We start from the raw sequence: 17,011 nt of genomic DNA, 5'->3' as shown, positions 1-17,011 counted from the left end.
GAACGATCCTGGAGGGCTTATACGATGAAAAGGGGCAATAGATACACAGCTTATTTTAAAAACAACATGTTCCTGAGGATACTATTGTTGTTCTCCTGTATTGCCATTTTGTCAATTATTACGATTGCATATGTCACGTATATATCCATATCGCAATCCATGATTCGACGGGAACTGGATACCCAGAAAGCAGCGATGGAGAGTGTTGACCGCTATATCCATCTCCGGCATGAATCCGTTCAGAACATGGTGCGGGATATGTACCGGAATGAGGCGCTCTCGATGAACGTTTCTTTTTTTATGGACCACGCGTATTCCGAATATGTACAGCACCGCATGGACGAAGCGTACATGGAGAGTCATGATTATTCAACAGATGTGCTCACTTATTTTAAAAATTGGCTGGATGAAAATAGCGATATTAGCAATTTGATATTGTACAGTGCCGACCAGCAATATTTGTCCACCTTCAATGAGAGCAAGCAATTCAAGCAATTCCCGGTGCATGCGGCGCGTTCCTTTGTACCGGATGTGATGGCTGCCGAAAGCAAAAGCGTCTCTGCTCCGAATTACTGGATTCGGAAGGCGGTCGATCAGTGGAGCCCCTCGCTATATTCGTTACAAGTCCCCATTAACAATAAGCAAACACTCAAAAATACCGGTCAGCTTCTGGTGTTTCTAAATTCCAAAAGTATCTCCAATGCACTTTCCAGCTACGGGAACAACCTAAAGGGCGAAATTATCGTTCTGTCCACCCATGGAACGGTTCTGTTCGATTCAAGGAGTAACTATTACGGGAAAACGTATCCTTATGTCGAAGTGACCCGATCATTATATGACGATGTGGATTCCGATGCCGGGATCATTCAGGCGAAGCAAAATATGTACATCAACAAGCTGATTTCTCCGGACGAAGGATATGTCGTGATTGGGGCAGTCCCCAATGAGGAAATGGCTCAATCGTACCGGGGTATCCGTAATACGATTTTGACAATCAGTGTCGTTTGTATTCTGTTTGCTGTGCTGTTCCCTGCCTTTTTCGTCATTAACTTTGCTAAACGAACGAATCGGATTATTAAATTCACTCGTCAGGTGAAAAATGGCGATCTTACAGCTCGTATCCAAGACCCCCAAGAGGATGAGCTGGGACAAATCTCTCGAAGCTTCAACGATATGCTGGACGATCTTAATCTATATATTGAACGGGTGTATAAAGCAGAGATCAAGCAAAAGCAAACGGAGCTTGTTGCCTTGCAGGCACGTATTCATCCACATTTTTTGTATAACACGCTTGAAGTGATACGTATGAGGGCGATTTCCCAGGGAGCCAAGGATGTAGGAGAAATGATTTATAGCCTATCGGTATTGTTCAAAAGCCTGGTTCAGCAGAAAAAAATATACACGCTTAAAGATGAATTGGAGGCTTGCAGATTATATCTTGAGTTGTTCAGAATACGCTACAAGGAAAGGTTCAATTACACGATTACGGTCGACCCCGAGTTGTATACTCGTTCTGTCATGAAGCTGATGCTTCAACCCATTATTGAGAATTATATTGTTCACGGTATACAAAGCGACCGGAATGATAATGTGCTGACCATTGAAGTGAGTGAAACGGGGGAGGTTCTGCTGGTTGAGATCCGTGACAATGGGAAGGGCATTGAAGGGGAGCGTTTGAAACAGATTCTGGAGGAACTGGAACGCCAGGAGGAAGACGGACAAATGTTTGGACTACGCAGTGTGCACACCCGACTTCGGTTTTTACACGGAGCCGATTCCGGGATTGAACTGGAGAGCCGCAGCGGCGAGGGAACGACGATTCGGGTACGATGCCCTAACAGGGAAGGGATGGATGCCATATATGTATAAAGTATTTATTGTAGACGATGAGCCTTTTATCATTGAGGGATTATACGATATTGTGGATTGGACCTCTTTTGGGCTAGAAATTGTCGGACATGCGGAAAATGGATCTTTGGCGCTGGAAGCGCTGGCCTCCAGACCCGTGGACGTACTGATTACGGACATTTCTATGCCGACGATGGATGGTCTCAGGCTGATTCATGAGGCGAGAAAGCTGCATGCTGACTTGAAGGCGATTGTGTTGAGTGGATTTAATGAATTTGATTACTTGAAGGAAGGCATGAAGCTGGGCATCGAAAATTACCTTTTGAAGCCGATTAATGTGGAGGAACTGGAATCCACTTTATGCAATACAACGGAGAAGTTGGACAGGTCCCGGTTGGATCAACAATATGAGACGTTTGGGGTGCAAGTTCTCAAGGAAAATACGTTGTACCGTTGGCTGACAGGACAGATTGCGCCTACAGAATTCCAGGAACGTGCTGAATTGATAGGTTTTTCGTTAAATATCCCCTTCATGGAGGTAGCTGTGTTACGGACGGAAGGGGATTCGGCAGGAATGCATCAACAGTTAAGGCAGTACATTCAACACCAGCCCGATTTAACATTGTTTCGCGATGTTGATGCGGTTAGTGTAATCATTGCCGCACTACCGAATTATGATGAGGGCAGACAGGACTTGTTAACGCTCTTGGAGGATTTTTCTGTTCAGTGGTCGACGGACGGGGAAGAAACGGTGTATATCGGGATAGGCAGCGCCGGTTCGCTTGCTGCAGCTCCACGCAGCTATAATGAAGCTAAAAAATCTTTGGAATATTTTATGATATATAATGACCGCCGGATCATTGACTATACAATGCTGGAGGAGAGCGAGGGCAACGCTGGCGAGACTTGTTCCATCGACTGGAAGGATTATGTGAAGCTGATTATAGCAAGAGACCTAGATGCGCTTACCGCACGAATTCAGAGTGATTTTGAGCAGCTTCAGCATCTCGAAAGTGTTACCCCGGATGAACTGCGGAATATGGCGCTGGAGTTGGTGATCCGGTTCAAGATGGAGCTGGAGAACATCAAGCATTCCAATGAGTCGGAACGGTTTCAGCAGGGGCTTCACCAGATAAAATGCTGTACGACATTGGCAGAGCTGGTGAGTGCGCTTCAGCATGTGGCGACAGAGACGGTGAATTCACTGCTGCAAGAAATGAAAAACCCTATCGTAAGTCAGGTGCTGTCCTATATCCATGTTCATTATGCCAAGGAGCTATCATTAAAAATATTAGGATACCAGTACCACCTTCATCCCGTTTATCTCGGTCAGTTGTTTCATAAGGAAACGGGCGAAACCTTTGCTGAATATATCAATCAGTACCGGATTAAAAAAGCCAAGGAACAGCTTAAAAACACCAATCTCAAGGTACACGAAATTGCGCGGAACGTGGGGTATTGGGAGACGGGATATTTTTATAAGCAGTTCAGAAAATATGTGGGCATTTCCCCGACAGACTATAAAGGATTGGGATAAATACCAGGTGTACATGGATTTCTTTAATTTGTACCTTGGTTTATTAAGTTTATCTTCTTTATGAAAGTGCTTACATTAGTTAAGGTTAACGTAGTTGCTTCATAAATGAGGATTTTGCAAAAATCCCATAAGCGACTTCCAATGAACAAGATAGGGTCAAATTCCAATTCATAACGGAGGATCATACATGGGTAAAAGCAAAAGAAGCTACTCGCTTGTTCTCGTGATGTGTATGGTGCTGACGCTCATTCTCAGTGCTTGTGGAGGAAGCAGCGGTGGCGGGGAAACGACGAATGGAGGAGCGGAAAAACCGGTAGAACTGATCTGGTACACCATTGGTACGCCTCAAAAAGATGTAGATCGGGTGATGGAAGAGGTTAGCAAGTATACCCAAAAGAAAATAAACGCCACGATTAGAATGAAAATGGTCGATTGGGGCGACTACCCGCAAAAAATGCAGGTGAACGTGGCTTCGGGAGAGCCCATGGATATTGTATTCACGGCTTCCGGTGGCTTTGATTATGTGCAAAATGCCAGAAAGGGCGCTTTCATGGAACTGGACGACTTGCTTGACAAGTACGGCCAGGATCTTAAAAAGACGATTGATCCTGCGTTTCTGGAAGGCTCTAAGGTGGATGGACATCATTATGGCATTCCTGCCAATAAGGAGCTTCCGCAGCAAGAGGTATGGCGGTTCAATAACAAATTGCTGACGCAATACAAGCTGGACCTTTCAAATGTCCGCTCATTGGATAGCCTGGAGCCTCTGCTCAAAACGATTAAAGAAAACGAGCCTGGCGTAACTGCATTCGGCATGGACAAAAACTATGTTCCTTATGTTCCATATGACTATATCATTCAAAACCTGCCGATGGCTGTCAAACTGGATACCACGGATTATAAGATCGTAAACATCTTGGAAACGCCTGAAATGAAGCAGGCGCTGAAGACGATGCATAAGTATTACAAGGCCGGATACGTATCACCGGAAGCTGCAACCACAGGCTCGACCAATGATTTAACTACGTCCGGGAACTGGTTTCTGGATCGTGCGCAAACTCAACCGCTGGCCGATAACCTGTGGTCTGCAAGCTACGGTTATCCAGTGATATCGACACCTGCCAGCGATCCAATTGTGACCAATACGTCTGTACAGGGCTCCATTATGGCGATCTCGGCAAACTCGGCAAACCCTGAAAAGGCGATGCAGTTCCTGAACCTGCTGAATACAGATCCGGTATTACGCAATATGGTTGACTCCGGTATTGAAGGAGTGCATTACAAAAAAACAGATGGCCAGTATATCGAAAATCTGGCTAATTCCAAAAACTATGATATGCCTTCGTATTCACTCGGCAACAATATGCTGTTGTATCTGAATCCGAATGATCCGGCTGATAAATGGGAGCAATTCAAGAAGTTCAATTCGGAAGGAAAAAACTCTCCAATCCTAAGCTTCAACTTTGACAGCAGTAAAGTATCTGCGGAGATGGCAGCCGTTCAGAACGTCAAAGAGCAATTTTGGGCTTCGCTGATGACAGGTACGCTGGACCCGGAAACGAATCTCCCGAAAGTGATTGAAAAATTCAAGCAGGCTGGTCTGGATAAGGTGATGGTGGAAGCGCAATCCCAGCTTGATGCCTGGAAGGAAAAAAACAGCAAATAATATTTTAATTCGTGAAATATAGGAGAGATCGGGCGGGTGTAAGTTACGCCCGGTCTTTTTCCAATAGCTATTTTAGCTGCTTTTCTCATAACAGATTGGGAGGGGATACCTATGGCCGCATTTTTCAAAAATGTGATTAGAAACAAAGTTATGCTGTTCATGGTGCTACCCGGCGCTATCTGGTTCTTCTTCTTTTCATATCTGCCGCTGGTCGGGACAGTGGCTGCTTTCAAGCAATATCGTTTTAACAGGGAAGGATTCTGGGCCAGTATTTATACGAGCAAGTGGGTGGGTTGGGATAACTTCAAGTTTCTGTTCAATAACAACGATGCCTATGTCATCACGCGAAATACCCTTTTGTATAACCTGGTCTTTATTATTCTCGGACTTGTGTTTTCGGTAGCTATGGCTATTCTGCTCTCCGAACTGATTAATAAACGATTGGCGAAGCTGTACCAGACAGGCATGTTTCTCCCGTATTTCCTGTCATGGGTCATTGTGGGCTACTTTGCCTTCAGCTTTCTGAGCATGGATCGGGGGATGCTGAATCAAATTCTCGCAGGGTTTGGCATCGAGCCGGTTCAGTGGTATTCGGAGGCTGCTTATTGGCCGTATATCTTGATTCTAGTCAGTCTATGGAAGGCGATTGGATATAACAGTGTCGTTTATCTGGCTTCGATTTTGGGGATCGACAAATCCTTGTATGAAGCAGCCATGATAGATGGAGCCAGCAAATGGCAGCAAATTCGTAATGTGACGCTCCCTTTGCTCTCGCCAATCATTATCATAATGACGCTGCTTGCGGTTGGTCGGATTTTTTATGCGGATTTTGGTTTGTTCTATCAGGTTCCAAGAGATTCGGGCACCTTGTATTCGGTAACGAACGTCATCGACACCTATGTATATCGCGGGTTGAAAACGACAGGGGAAATTGGGATGAGCACAGCCGCAGGCTTGTATCAGTCGGTGGTTGGCTTCGTTCTCGTCATCCTATCCAATCATGTTGTGCGAAAAATAGATAAAGACAGCGCTTTGTTCTAAAAAAGAGGAGAGGGGTGTGGACTGTGGCTTCTGGAAAAGAAAGAAAAAAACGAGATTTCCATCATATTTCACGGGGCTGGAATGTTGTTCTGAATGTGGTAGCAGGGGTGTTCGCGTTCTTGTGTGTATTTCCCTTTTTATTCGTCGTCATTATTTCCCTAACCGATGAGAAAACGCTGGCGCGGGACGGATATCGGTTACTCCCGTCCCAATGGAGTCTGGAGGCTTATCGTTTCATATTTCGTACCAGTGATACGCTACTGCGCTCCTATGGGGTGACGATTGCTGTAACGGTCATCGGTACGGTGATCAGTCTCATTCTTATTTCATTATATGCGTATGCTATTTCACGAAAGAGCTTCCGTTATAGAAGATTTTTTTCGGTTTTTGCAATTTTAACCATGCTCTTTAATGGCGGAATGATCCCGACCTATATGGTCGTTTCCCAATTGCTCGGGCTTAAGGATACGATTTGGGCTTTGATTTTACCGCTGGCTATGAATGCCTTTTATATTATGATCCTGCGCACATTCTATAGCACCAGCGTGCCAGATGCCATCGTCGAATCAGCCAAAATAGATGGGGCAGGCGAGTTTTACACCTTTTTAAAAATGGTGCTTCCGCTCTCTCTGCCTGGACTTGCGACCATTGGTTTATTCAGCACGCTTGGTTACTGGAACGACTGGTTTAATGCCCTGTTGTATATTGACAATCCCAATCTGGTGCCACTTCAGTCCATGCTGATGCGGATTGAATCCAGCATTCAGTTCATCCAGCAAAATTCGCAGAATAGCTCTATGAGCCTGGCTGCGCTTCAATCCATTCCGCAGGATACTTCACGAATGGCGATGGTAGTACTGGCGACGCTACCTATTATATTCGCTTATCCATTTTTCCAGCGTTATTTTGTGCAGGGGCTTACGGTTGGGGCTGTGAAGGAATAACAGGGGAGGAGAGGGCATGACCATGTTGATTTATAAAGATAAAAGCAAACCGATCGAAGAACGGGTGGAGCACTTAATCGGTTTGATGACAATAGAGGAAAAGGTGGGACAGCTTGTGCAGCCCTTTGGCTGGCAAGTGTATGAGCACACAGATGGGGGATTGTCCCTACATCATGATTTCAAGCAGCAGGTGCAAAATGGGGGAGTCGGTTCCTTATACGGGGTACTTCGCGCTGATCCGTGGACCGGGGTGACCTTGGAGAATGGCTTATCTGCCAAGCAAGGGGCGAAGGCTGTGAACTTGATCCAACGCTATGCAGTAGAGCATTCCCGGCTTGGCATCCCGATACTGATCGGTGAGGAATGCTCTCATGGGCATATGGCGATTGACGGCACTGTGTTTCCGGTTCCGCTGTCCATCGGCAGCACATGGAATGTCGATCTGTACCGCGATATGTGCCGTGCGGTTGCGAGTGAAACCCGCGCTCAGGGTGGGGCGGTCACGTACTCGCCCGTGCTTGATGTTGTGCGTGATCCGCGCTGGGGACGCACAGAGGAATGCTTCGGCGAAGATCCTTATCTCATCGGTGAATTTGCTGTTGCCGCAGTGGAGGGGCTTCAGGGGAAAAGCTTACTCAGCGAACATAGCGTAGCTGCCACATTAAAGCATTTTGCAGGCTATGGCAGCTCGGAAGGCGGACGTAACGCCGGACCTGTGCATATGGGCTGGCGCGAGCTTTTGGAGGTGGATCTGTATCCATTTCAAAAAGCGGTGGAAGCAGGGGCGCAATCTGTTATGCCAGCCTATAACGAAATCGATGGGGTCCCGTGTACAGTGAATGCTGAGCTATTGGACGATATTCTTCGTCAGGCGTGGGGATTTGACGGTGTGATCATTACGGACTGTGGCGCGATTGAAATGTTGGCGAGCGGGCACGATGTGGCCGAGGATGGATTGGATGCCGCTGTGCAGGCGATTCGCACAGGGATTGATATGGAAATGTCCGGCGAAATGTTCGGAAGTCATCTGGCCGAGGCGGTTCGCGTTGGCAAGCTGGAGACGAGTGTGCTGGATCGGGCGGTTCGCAGGGTGCTCACGCTAAAATTCAGGCTGGGTCTGTTTGACAAACCGTATGTGGATGCGGAACGAGCAGAGCAGGTGATTGGTCAGGCGGAGCATATTCGGTTGGCTCGTCAGATTGCGACAGAAGGGATTGTGCTGCTCAAAAACGTCGATGGAACGCTCCCCCTGCCGAAAACCTCCAAGCGTATTGCGGTCATCGGCCCGAATGCGGATCAGGTCTACAATCAGTTGGGAGATTATACATCACCGCAGCCTAGATCCCGCGTGATAACTGTACTTGATGGTATCCGTGGCAAGCTGGGCAAGGATCAGGTTAGCGTTCTGTACGCACCTGGCTGCCGGATCAAGGGAGAATCCCGGGAAGGCTTTGAAAATGCACTGGCATGTGCGGCTGAGGCCGATACAGTGGTGATGGTGGTTGGAGGATCCAGCGCCCGCGATTTCGGGGAAGGGACGATTGATCTTAAAACCGGCGCATCGAAGGTATCGGATCACGATTGGAACGACATGGAATGCGGCGAAGGCATCGACCGGATGACGTTGGGGCTTGCGGGGGTACAACTCCAACTCATGCAGGAAGTCTACAGGCTGGGAAAGGAACTTGTCGTCGTTTATATGAACGGGCGACCGATTGCTGAGCCGTGGGTGGAGCAGCATGCGCACGCCATTGTGGAAGCATGGTATCCCGGTCAGGAGGGGGGACATGCAATCGCGGATATTTTATTTGGGGATGTAAATCCTTCGGGACGTTTGACCCTCTCCATCCCTAAGCATGTCGGCCAGTTGCCGGTATATTACAATGGCAAGCGTTCCCGGGGCAAGCGGTATCTGGAGGACGATTCCGAGCCTTGCTATCCGTTTGGCTACGGTCTCAGCTACACGACATTTAGCTATGAAAGGCTTACATTAAGCACCAACTCGATCCGAGCGGACGAATCCGTTACGGTTACAGTCGATGTAACCAACACGGGTGAACGGGAAGGAGCTGAGGTAGTACAGCTTTATATCTCGGACACGGTGAGTTTGGTGACCCGCCCAATCAGGGAGCTCAAGGGCTTTTGCAAAGTTGTATTAAAGCCGGGAGAAACACGGACGGTTGAGTTTGTTGTAGGCTCCGACAAGCTGCAATATATAGGGCGTGATCTACAGCCGGTCGTTGAGGCAGGGCGATTTTCTATTCAAGTAGGCAGGCACTCCAAAGATACCCTGTGTGCCGAGTTGATCGTACGGGAGGATGAATAATGGAGCGTATCAAACGCCTGATTCGGGAATTGTCGGAATGCCAATGGCTGGAGAAGCTGGATTTGCGAAGCTGGAACATTACACGCTCCACTTACCAAACACCAGGTCAATACGAAGACGACGCACCTTTATCGGAAGGACTGGACCTCAAGCGATTCCCCAGCAGTCAGGGGACGACTTATTTTTTTCAAACGCAGTTGGATGTACCGACAGCGTGGTTGAGAAAACCTTTTGGATTGGTGTTTGAGTCCGGGGGAGAAGGATTGCTGCGGGTCAATGGTGCTGCCTATCACGGGCTTGATCGCAATCATACCTATGTCACGCTTAATCCGCAGGTCATCGGGCCTTCACCGGTATTGGATATAGAACTGTTTGATCCTGTACCCGAACCCGTTGATCCACTTAATCGGCAGGCTGTCATTCAACCTCCGATTTCTTCTATTACAAGCTATCTTGTACGGCTAAACAAGCCCGTGCAGAGTCTGATGTATACCGTTACCGTTATTAGCGAAGCCGCTCTACTGCTGCCTGAGGGCGATATCCGCAGAATACGCCTGCTGAAAGCTCTGTATGGGGTGATGGATTGCTTTGCGAATTTGGAGGAAGACGCCATTCGAGAAGGGGGAGCGATCTCAGCGACAGAAAAGGAGCTCATTCAGCAAGTTCAGGAGATCGGTGGGAATGCGCAAGGTTTGGAGCACATGGTAGGACAGTCGCACATTGACATTGCCTGGCTGTGGCCGATGCGCGAGACCGTACGGAAAACAAGCCGAACCTTCTCAACGGTGGATGCGCTGATGGATGAATACCCGGCATATCAATATGCACAGAGCCAGCCGCTGCTGTTCTCTTTTGTAAAAGAAAATGATCCAGAGCTGTATGAACGGGTCAAAGCGAGAGTCGCCGAAGGACGGTGGGAGCTGGTTGGGGGGATGTGGGTAGAGCCTGATTTGAACCTGCCCAGTGGCGAATCACTCATCCGCCAAATGCTGTATGGTCAGCGTTTTTACCAACAGGAATTCGGCAAAACCTCTCATATCGAATGGCTACCGGATACGTTCGGCTACTGTGCGTCCCTGCCGCAGATTTTAAAGCATGGGAAGATAGACTATTTTATGACGACCAAGCTCGGCTGGAATGATACGAATGTGTTTCCTTACGATTTGTTCCACTGGGTGGGCATCGATGGTACTTCGATGTTGTCCTACCTCAATCATGGCGTGAATGAAAATACACGGCCACAGGACATTCATGACCATTGGCAGTCCTATCGTGAAAAATCGGCTCATCCTGAGCACATGTTGCTCTATGGACATGGAGACGGCGGCGGTGGAGTTACGCGTGAAATGCTGGAATATATAGAGCGTTCTCCGCTAATGGTGGGACTGCCTGCGAGTCGGTTCAGCACGGCGGGGCAGTTTTTCGCAGGCATAGATCAGGCGCATCCGAAGCTTCCCCAATGGCATGGTGACTTGTACCTTGAGTTGCACCGGGGAACCTACACGACCCATGCTCGCAACAAACGTAATAACCGGAAAGCGGAGGGAGTCTACCGCGAGGCAGAGCTATGGAGCACGCTGGCATTACCAAAGCTGGAGCCGAAGCAGGTGCAGGACATCTGTTCGGCATTGCATGAGGGCTGGAAGCTGATTTTGTTGAATCAGTTCCACGATATTATCCCCGGCTCTGCGATTACCGAGGTTTACGGCACTTCGGATAAGGAGTATCAGCAAATTTTCGAATGGGGACATGTCGGGCTTCAACAGGGGATTACGACGCTGGCGGCTCAAGTGAACACGGAAGGCTCGAGAACAGGAATGCCGTATCTTGTGTTTAACAGCCTGGGCTGGAGCCGTAGTGCCGTGATCCATATTGCTACGGAATCGGCAAAGGGATTGTATGCCTACCACTACGCTAATGATGAAGCCGAGCGGCTGGACATCGATATGGAGGAAGGCGGCATTTCGGTCCGTATTCCGGATGTTCCTGCACTGGGCTACAAAACGATTTGGTTGGAGCGAGAACAGGCTCAAACAGGTGAGAAGCCCGAGCTAGATGTGATATCTGGATCGCTGGGGGATATCTGGGAGACGGGATTTTATAAGGTGCAATTTAATGAGCGGGGCGAAATGATTCGTCTGCTGGATAAAGCGGCAAACCGTGAAATCTTGAAGCACGGGGCACGGGCAAACCGTTTTCATTTTTTCCATGACCGTCCGACCTTGTGGGATGCATGGGACTTGGATGACCGCTATGAGGAACAGGTAGCAGGAGAAGCCGAGTTGCTGGAAAAACAAGTAGTGCTCCAGGGGAAAACGAAGGATGTGCTGCGCTTCCGATGGCGAATCCATCAATCTGAAATGACACAGGATGTGATTTTTTATCATCATGAGCGGCGAATTGATTTCAGGACGCATGTGAGCTGGAATGAAGCGCACAAGTTGCTAAAGGTAGGCTTTCCTATAGATGTGGTTACGGACAAGGCGACATATGAAATTCCTTTTGGTGCTTTGGAGCGGCCGACCCATCGGAATACGAGCTGGGAGCAGGCGCAGTATGAAGTGTGTGGACACCGATTTGCGGATGTTTCCGAGCACGGGTATGGCGTGAGTCTGCTCAATGATTGCAAATATGGCTACGACATTCAAGACAGCACCATCCGTCTGTCTCTGCTGCGTGCACCCAAATGGCCGGATAAAGATGCCGATCTGGGCGAGCACGATTTTACGTATTCGCTATATCCGCATGTGGGAGACTGGCGCAGCGCCCATACCTTGCGTCATGCGGCTGAGCTGAACCAAGATATGCCTGTTGTGCAACAGCAAAAGCGCAGCACTGGAGTGCTGCCGAGCAGCGGATCGTTCATTAACTTTGATAGCCGTCACGTTGTGCTGGATACGATCAAGCCGGCCGAAGATGGACTGGGGACGATTCTTCGTTTGTACGAATCTTCTGGGGGACGGGAAACGATCAAGTTGATCTGGCCTTACACGTTCAACGCAGCCTACGTGTCGAATGCGCTGGAGGAACCCCTTCAGCCGCTTGAGCTGGAAGGTAGCTGTCTCACATTGTCTTTTACACCTTATGAAATTAAAACGATACGCTTGCAATAGATATTGATAAAGGAGCGAAAAAGCTATTGGAACAATTCAGACTTCCCAAAATACCGATGCCCGACCTTGACTTGCCGCAGGCTGTTCAGGACGTACTTAAGGAAGCGGAGCAAGCACTGGCTCACAGGCCGAAGCTGCTGAAGCTGTTTAAAAACTGTTTTCCGAATTCGCTGGAGACGACGACCAAACTAATGGATGATGGGACAACGTTTCTCATTACAGGTGATATTCCGGCTCTTTGGTTGCGGGATTCCGTAGAGCAGGTCATTCATTATGTGCCGTTAGCCAGGGAGGATGCTGATTTACAGCGTATCATTGGTGGTCTGATCAAGCGCCATATTCATTATGTCCTCATAGACCCGTATGCGAATGCGTTCAATGAGACGGCGAATGACTGGCACTGGAACGCGGCTGATGAGACGGAAATGTCGCCATGGGTGTGGGAACGAAAATTTGAAATCGACTCGCTTTGCTTTGTCATTCGGCTGGCTTATATGTACTGGAAGGAAACGGAGCTTACCGATATTTTTGATTCAAAATTCAAGATGGCTCTGCGTAAAATGGTGGATGTGTTCAAAACGGAGCAGCATCACCAAGAGCAATCTGCGTATCGGTTTACGCGTAATAACGGCATTTTCACCGATTCCTTGCGCAATCTGGGACTCGGTATGCCTGTAAATTATACAGGGATGATTTGGTCGGGCTTCCGTTCCAGTGATGATGCTTGCGATTTCCACTACAATATACCCGGTAATATGTTTGCCGTAGTTGCTCTACGGCAGATGCAGGAGTTTGCGGAGTGGGTATTTCGTGATATGGACTTTCTGAACGAGCTGAAGGAGCTGGAGGCTGAGGTGGAGCACGGTATCCGCTTGTACGGTATTTACCGCCACCCGGTATTCGGGCCTATATATGCTTATGAAACGGACGGATTTGGCAACTACTGCCTGATGGATGACGCAGGTACGCCAGGATTGATGTCCATTCCGTATTTGGGCTATACGACGGCGGACGATCCTATCTATCAAAATACGAGACTCTTCGCTTTAAGTCAGGAGAATCCGTTTTACTATGAAGGCAAGGCGGCTAAAGGCATCGGAAGTCCGCACACTCTGCCGGGTTACATCTGGCATATGTCCCTGTCTATGCAAGGGTTAACGGCCCAGACCACAGAAGAAAAGCTGGAGATGATCCGGATGCTGGAAGCGACCGATGGCGACACCGGATATATGCATGAAGGCTTTCATGCAGATGATCCCACGGTTTATACGAGAAAATGGTTCGCCTGGTCCAACAGTCTGTTTGCCCAGCTTGTGTATAAGGCCATGAAGGATGGCTTGTTATGAATGAATCCATAGTAAACCCATCCATCGTTGTTTTCAGTGAGCAAGGCTTTCCCGCTATAGGGAGCCTGTTGCCAGACGAGGCATTTCAGGGAGTTGCAGACGTGGTGGTCGTACGAGCCGATGAACTGGCTGAAACGCTAAAGCATATGGACAACGGCTGCTTTGTCAATCTGCATGCACCGTACTTCCCCAAGTCCGCCTGGACCGAAATCGTGGCATTTCTCCACAGGGGAGGGGGGCTGCTTAACGTCGGGGGAGCACCCTTTAAGAATCCGGTCCGCGATCCTGCTGATGAGCATGGAGACTGGGTAATTGAGACTGAGCAGACTGCATATCATCAGGAATTGCATATTCATGAGGTGCTGAGAGTAGACGCGTCGAAGGTGACTTCCCTGGTCGCACCAGAGGATATTCCTGTGCTGTGTGGTCAGGAGTCTCTGTTCCAGGTGGCGGATACGTGGAATCTCGTTCCACATACGACCAAAAGCAGCGATCTGCCGCACCAAATGGGCTCTGCCGGGCCGATGAATACGCGAATTTATCCTTTGCTCAAGGGAGTAAGTAAGGACGGACGGGACATTGCCGCCCCAGTGGTGCTATGGGAGCATGCCCGAGGTCTGTTTGCCGGCGCACGCTGGATGTTTGTCCAATTGCCGTTGATAGCTTCCTTTTGGGAACAGGATGGGGAGCAGTTGCTTGCCCAATGGGCACGTTTTTGCGCCAAGGGGATGACGGAGCTATCTATCAAGCCAAACTATGCTGCTTATGAGCCTGGGGAACGAGCCGTACTGACACTTCAAACCCAAAGATTGCAGCGAGGAGGAGCCACGCCCAGATATCACGAGATATGGAGCTTTGACCTGACGGTGGAGCAAATATTGGATGATCACAGTCAGCAGGTATGGAGCAAGCGCTTGCAAATTGAAGTTAGCAGAGAACAGGACTTTGTACGTATTCCCCTTTCCTTTTCCATCCTAAGCGGTTTATATCGGGTCATTTGCCGAGCCGAGTCATCGGATGGTGAAGTGCGTATATTGCGACAGGGCTTTTGGGGGCAGGATGCCGAACTGCTGGCTGAAGGACAGATCATCATGCGCAGTCGGGACTATTTTATAAAGGATGGGCGCCCGTTGCCTGTTGTCGGCATGACCTATATGACCTCAGATGTAGCACGGAAGTTTCTGTTTTTGCCCAATGCAGCAATTTGGGACCGGGATATGGCCCAGATGGCCAAAGCGGGCATCAACTGGATTCGTACAGGGGTATGGACGGCTTATCGCAACATGATGCAGATAGACGGGCACGCCTCGGAAGAGGCGCTTCGCGCAATTGATGCTTTTTTGCTGACAGCCAAAAGGCATGGATTGCAGGTGACGTTCACGTTCTTTTCTTTTACACCGGAAACATGGGAAGGGGTTAACCCTTATCTCGATCCGCAAAGCGTGGAAGCACAAAAGCGGTTCATTCGCAGTATTGTCAGCCGTCACACGACTACAACCCATGTAGACTGGGATCTGATTAACGAGCCTTCCATGTTTGATCCGTCGCGCATTTTCGCGGATGGTCCGCGTTCTGCGAGGAACTCATGGGAACAGGAGGCATTCAGCACATGGCTGGGGCAACGGCACGGCAGCATTGAGGGTTTGCAGGAAGCATGGAATATGACGCCACAGCAGCTTCCCTGTTTTGCTTCTGCCACAATTCCCGAGCCGGAGGAGATAAACTTCGACGTTCAGGATATGCATCAGGCCAAAAAGGGAGCCAAGTGGCTGGATTACTGTCTGTTTTCAATGGATATGCACAATCTGTGGGCCGAGCAATTGGCGACTACGATTCGAGAGCTTTGTCCCGGGCATTTGGTAACTGTAGGACAGGACGAGGCAATGGGCGCGCAGCGGCCGTCTCCGTTTTTTTATGAGGCTGTGGTGGATTATACGACGGTGCATTCATGGTGGCTGAATGACCATTTGGTGTGGGACGGTATTTTTGCCAAAACACCAGACAAACCGAATCTCGTGCAGGAAACCGGAATGATGTATGTTGAGACGCCGGATGGTCGAGCCAAGCGTTCAGAGGCGGAGCTGCGCGACATGCTGGAGCGCAAGTATGCGTATGCCTTTTCGACTGGCGGAGCGGGTGCGATTCATTGGATATGGAATACGAACTTTTATATGGATAATGCCAATGAATCTCACATCGGTGCGTTACGTGCGGATGGGACCGAGAAGCCGGAAGCAGAGGTATCTTACGATTTTGGGCGTTTTATGAATGATATTCGCGATCTGTTTACAGACCGAAAACTGGAGGAAACGGCTGTTGTATTCCCGTACTCGAATGATTTCTCCAACCGATCGCTTGCCTTTGATGCCACGACACGGCTTACCCGGGTGATGTCCTATGATCTCAAGCAGCCATTCCGTGCCGTCTCCGAGTATCATCTGGACTCGCTCAAGCGGCAGTTACCGAAACTGATTATGATCCCTAGCGCGCACAATTTCGACAGTACATCGCTGGAACATCTTCTGGAAATGGTACGTTCCTTCGGTGTGACTTTACTAGTCACCGGACCGTTGGGCCTTGATCCTTACTGGAAAGTGAGCGACCGAGTCGATGATATTATTGGGCAGCGTACGCTGGGGAACGTCCAACGGGAGGAAGTGATGAGTCTGGAGGGTCAAACCTTCCCTGTCTCATTCGGTCAGCGGCGAATTGCTGAGGTGGCTAAGGAGGAACAACTGTCACCGGAAGCGGATGGAGCGATGGGGGATGAAGTCGTGAACCTGCCGCTTGGCAAGGGGCGCTTGATCTGGAGTCCGCTTCCACTGGAGTTGAATGGCAGGGATGAGCCGATTGGTGAGCTATATCGCTATGCCCTCACTGCCGCCGGGGTGGAGCGAGAACTGGAGTGGATAGACGGTGGCGATCAGCCGGGACTATATGGACGTAAGCTGAATTTCGAGAATGGGGGCTTGTATATTTTCGTATCGGAGTTTTCCCGGGATACGCAAGTGCGTGTTCGAGATAAGGCGACTGGATTATCCTACGCTTTTCTGTTGCCAAGGAGCCGCTCTGTCTTGTTTGCTGTGGATCGAGAAGGTCAGTTGCTAGCAGTATATCGTCCCGAGGACGTGACGATTGAAGTGATGCAGTGAACAATGGCAGGTCAAGATATACGGTGAGGAGATATACA

The 17,011-nt window shown here is 49.2% G+C and carries 9 protein-coding genes; all 9 read left to right on the top strand.

Annotation, left to right across the window (positions count from 1 at the left end; genetic code table 11):
* The first annotated feature begins 24 nt into the window (after positions 1–24).
* The 9 genes from NLX82_RS05200 (at position 25) to NLX82_RS05160 (ending at position 16,973) form a co-directional block, all read left to right on the top strand.
* The gene (locus tag NLX82_RS05200; protein ID WP_254347567.1) at positions 25–1,869 is read left to right on the top strand and encodes a sensor histidine kinase; all 1,845 of its coding nucleotides are present in this window, start codon (positions 25–27) and stop codon (positions 1,867–1,869) included.
* Positions 1,862–3,385 carry a response regulator transcription factor gene (locus tag NLX82_RS05195; protein WP_254347566.1) on the top strand — a complete coding sequence of 508 codons (1,524 nt, stop codon included), beginning with the start codon at positions 1,862–1,864 and terminating at the stop codon, positions 3,383–3,385. Before NLX82_RS05200 ends, NLX82_RS05195 begins: the two co-directional genes overlap by 8 nt.
* Before the next feature lie 187 nt (positions 3,386–3,572).
* Positions 3,573–5,051, top strand: coding sequence for an ABC transporter substrate-binding protein (locus NLX82_RS05190; RefSeq protein WP_254347565.1), 1,479 nt, complete (start codon positions 3,573–3,575; stop codon positions 5,049–5,051).
* A 111-nt stretch (positions 5,052–5,162) separates the two neighbouring features.
* Positions 5,163–6,092 carry an ABC transporter permease gene (locus tag NLX82_RS05185; protein WP_069081138.1) on the top strand — a complete coding sequence of 310 codons (930 nt, stop codon included), beginning with the start codon at positions 5,163–5,165 and terminating at the stop codon, positions 6,090–6,092.
* 23 nt (positions 6,093–6,115) lie between these two features.
* Positions 6,116–7,036, top strand: a complete 921-nt coding sequence (locus tag NLX82_RS05180) for a carbohydrate ABC transporter permease (RefSeq protein ID WP_028542304.1) — start codon at positions 6,116–6,118, stop codon at positions 7,034–7,036.
* Between the two features lie 22 nt (positions 7,037–7,058).
* Entirely contained in the window at positions 7,059–9,362 is a 2,304-nt protein-coding gene (locus tag NLX82_RS05175; protein WP_069081181.1) for a glycoside hydrolase family 3 N-terminal domain-containing protein, read from the top strand.
* Positions 9,362–12,475, top strand: coding sequence for an alpha-mannosidase (locus tag NLX82_RS05170; protein WP_069081137.1), 3,114 nt, complete (start codon positions 9,362–9,364; stop codon positions 12,473–12,475). Before NLX82_RS05175 ends, NLX82_RS05170 begins: the two co-directional genes overlap by 1 nt.
* A 26-nt stretch (positions 12,476–12,501) precedes the next feature.
* Positions 12,502–13,821: a glycoside hydrolase family 125 protein gene (locus NLX82_RS05165; RefSeq protein WP_069081136.1), complete on the top strand. Its 1,320-nt coding sequence runs from the start codon at positions 12,502–12,504 to the stop codon at positions 13,819–13,821.
* On the top strand, positions 13,818–16,973 hold the full coding sequence (locus NLX82_RS05160; RefSeq protein WP_069081135.1) for a beta-galactosidase: 3,156 nt from the start codon (positions 13,818–13,820) through the stop codon (positions 16,971–16,973). The genes NLX82_RS05165 and NLX82_RS05160 overlap by 4 nt, the downstream gene beginning before the upstream one ends.
* The last annotated feature ends 38 nt before the right edge of the window (positions 16,974–17,011 follow it).

This window comes from Paenibacillus sp. A3M_27_13 (assembly GCF_024213315.1).
Classification (GTDB): domain Bacteria; phylum Bacillota; class Bacilli; order Paenibacillales; family Paenibacillaceae; genus Paenibacillus; species Paenibacillus polymyxa_B.
Note: the sequence above shows the minus strand (reverse complement) of the source record. Positions and strands in the feature narration are given on the sequence as shown.

Coding starts and splice junctions, on each gene's coding strand:
- NLX82_RS05160 (WP_069081135.1), top strand. CDS start 13,818: ATGAATGAATCCATAGTAAACCCATCCATCGTTGTTTTCAGTGAGCAA.
- NLX82_RS05185 (WP_069081138.1), top strand. CDS start 5,163: ATGGCCGCATTTTTCAAAAATGTGATTAGAAACAAAGTTATGCTGTTC.
- NLX82_RS05190 (WP_254347565.1), top strand. CDS start 3,573: ATGGGTAAAAGCAAAAGAAGCTACTCGCTTGTTCTCGTGATGTGTATG.
- NLX82_RS05195 (WP_254347566.1), top strand. CDS start 1,862: ATGTATAAAGTATTTATTGTAGACGATGAGCCTTTTATCATTGAGGGA.
- NLX82_RS05200 (WP_254347567.1), top strand. CDS start 25: ATGAAAAGGGGCAATAGATACACAGCTTATTTTAAAAACAACATGTTC.
- NLX82_RS05170 (WP_069081137.1), top strand. CDS start 9,362: ATGGAGCGTATCAAACGCCTGATTCGGGAATTGTCGGAATGCCAATGG.
- NLX82_RS05175 (WP_069081181.1), top strand. CDS start 7,059: ATGTTGATTTATAAAGATAAAAGCAAACCGATCGAAGAACGGGTGGAG.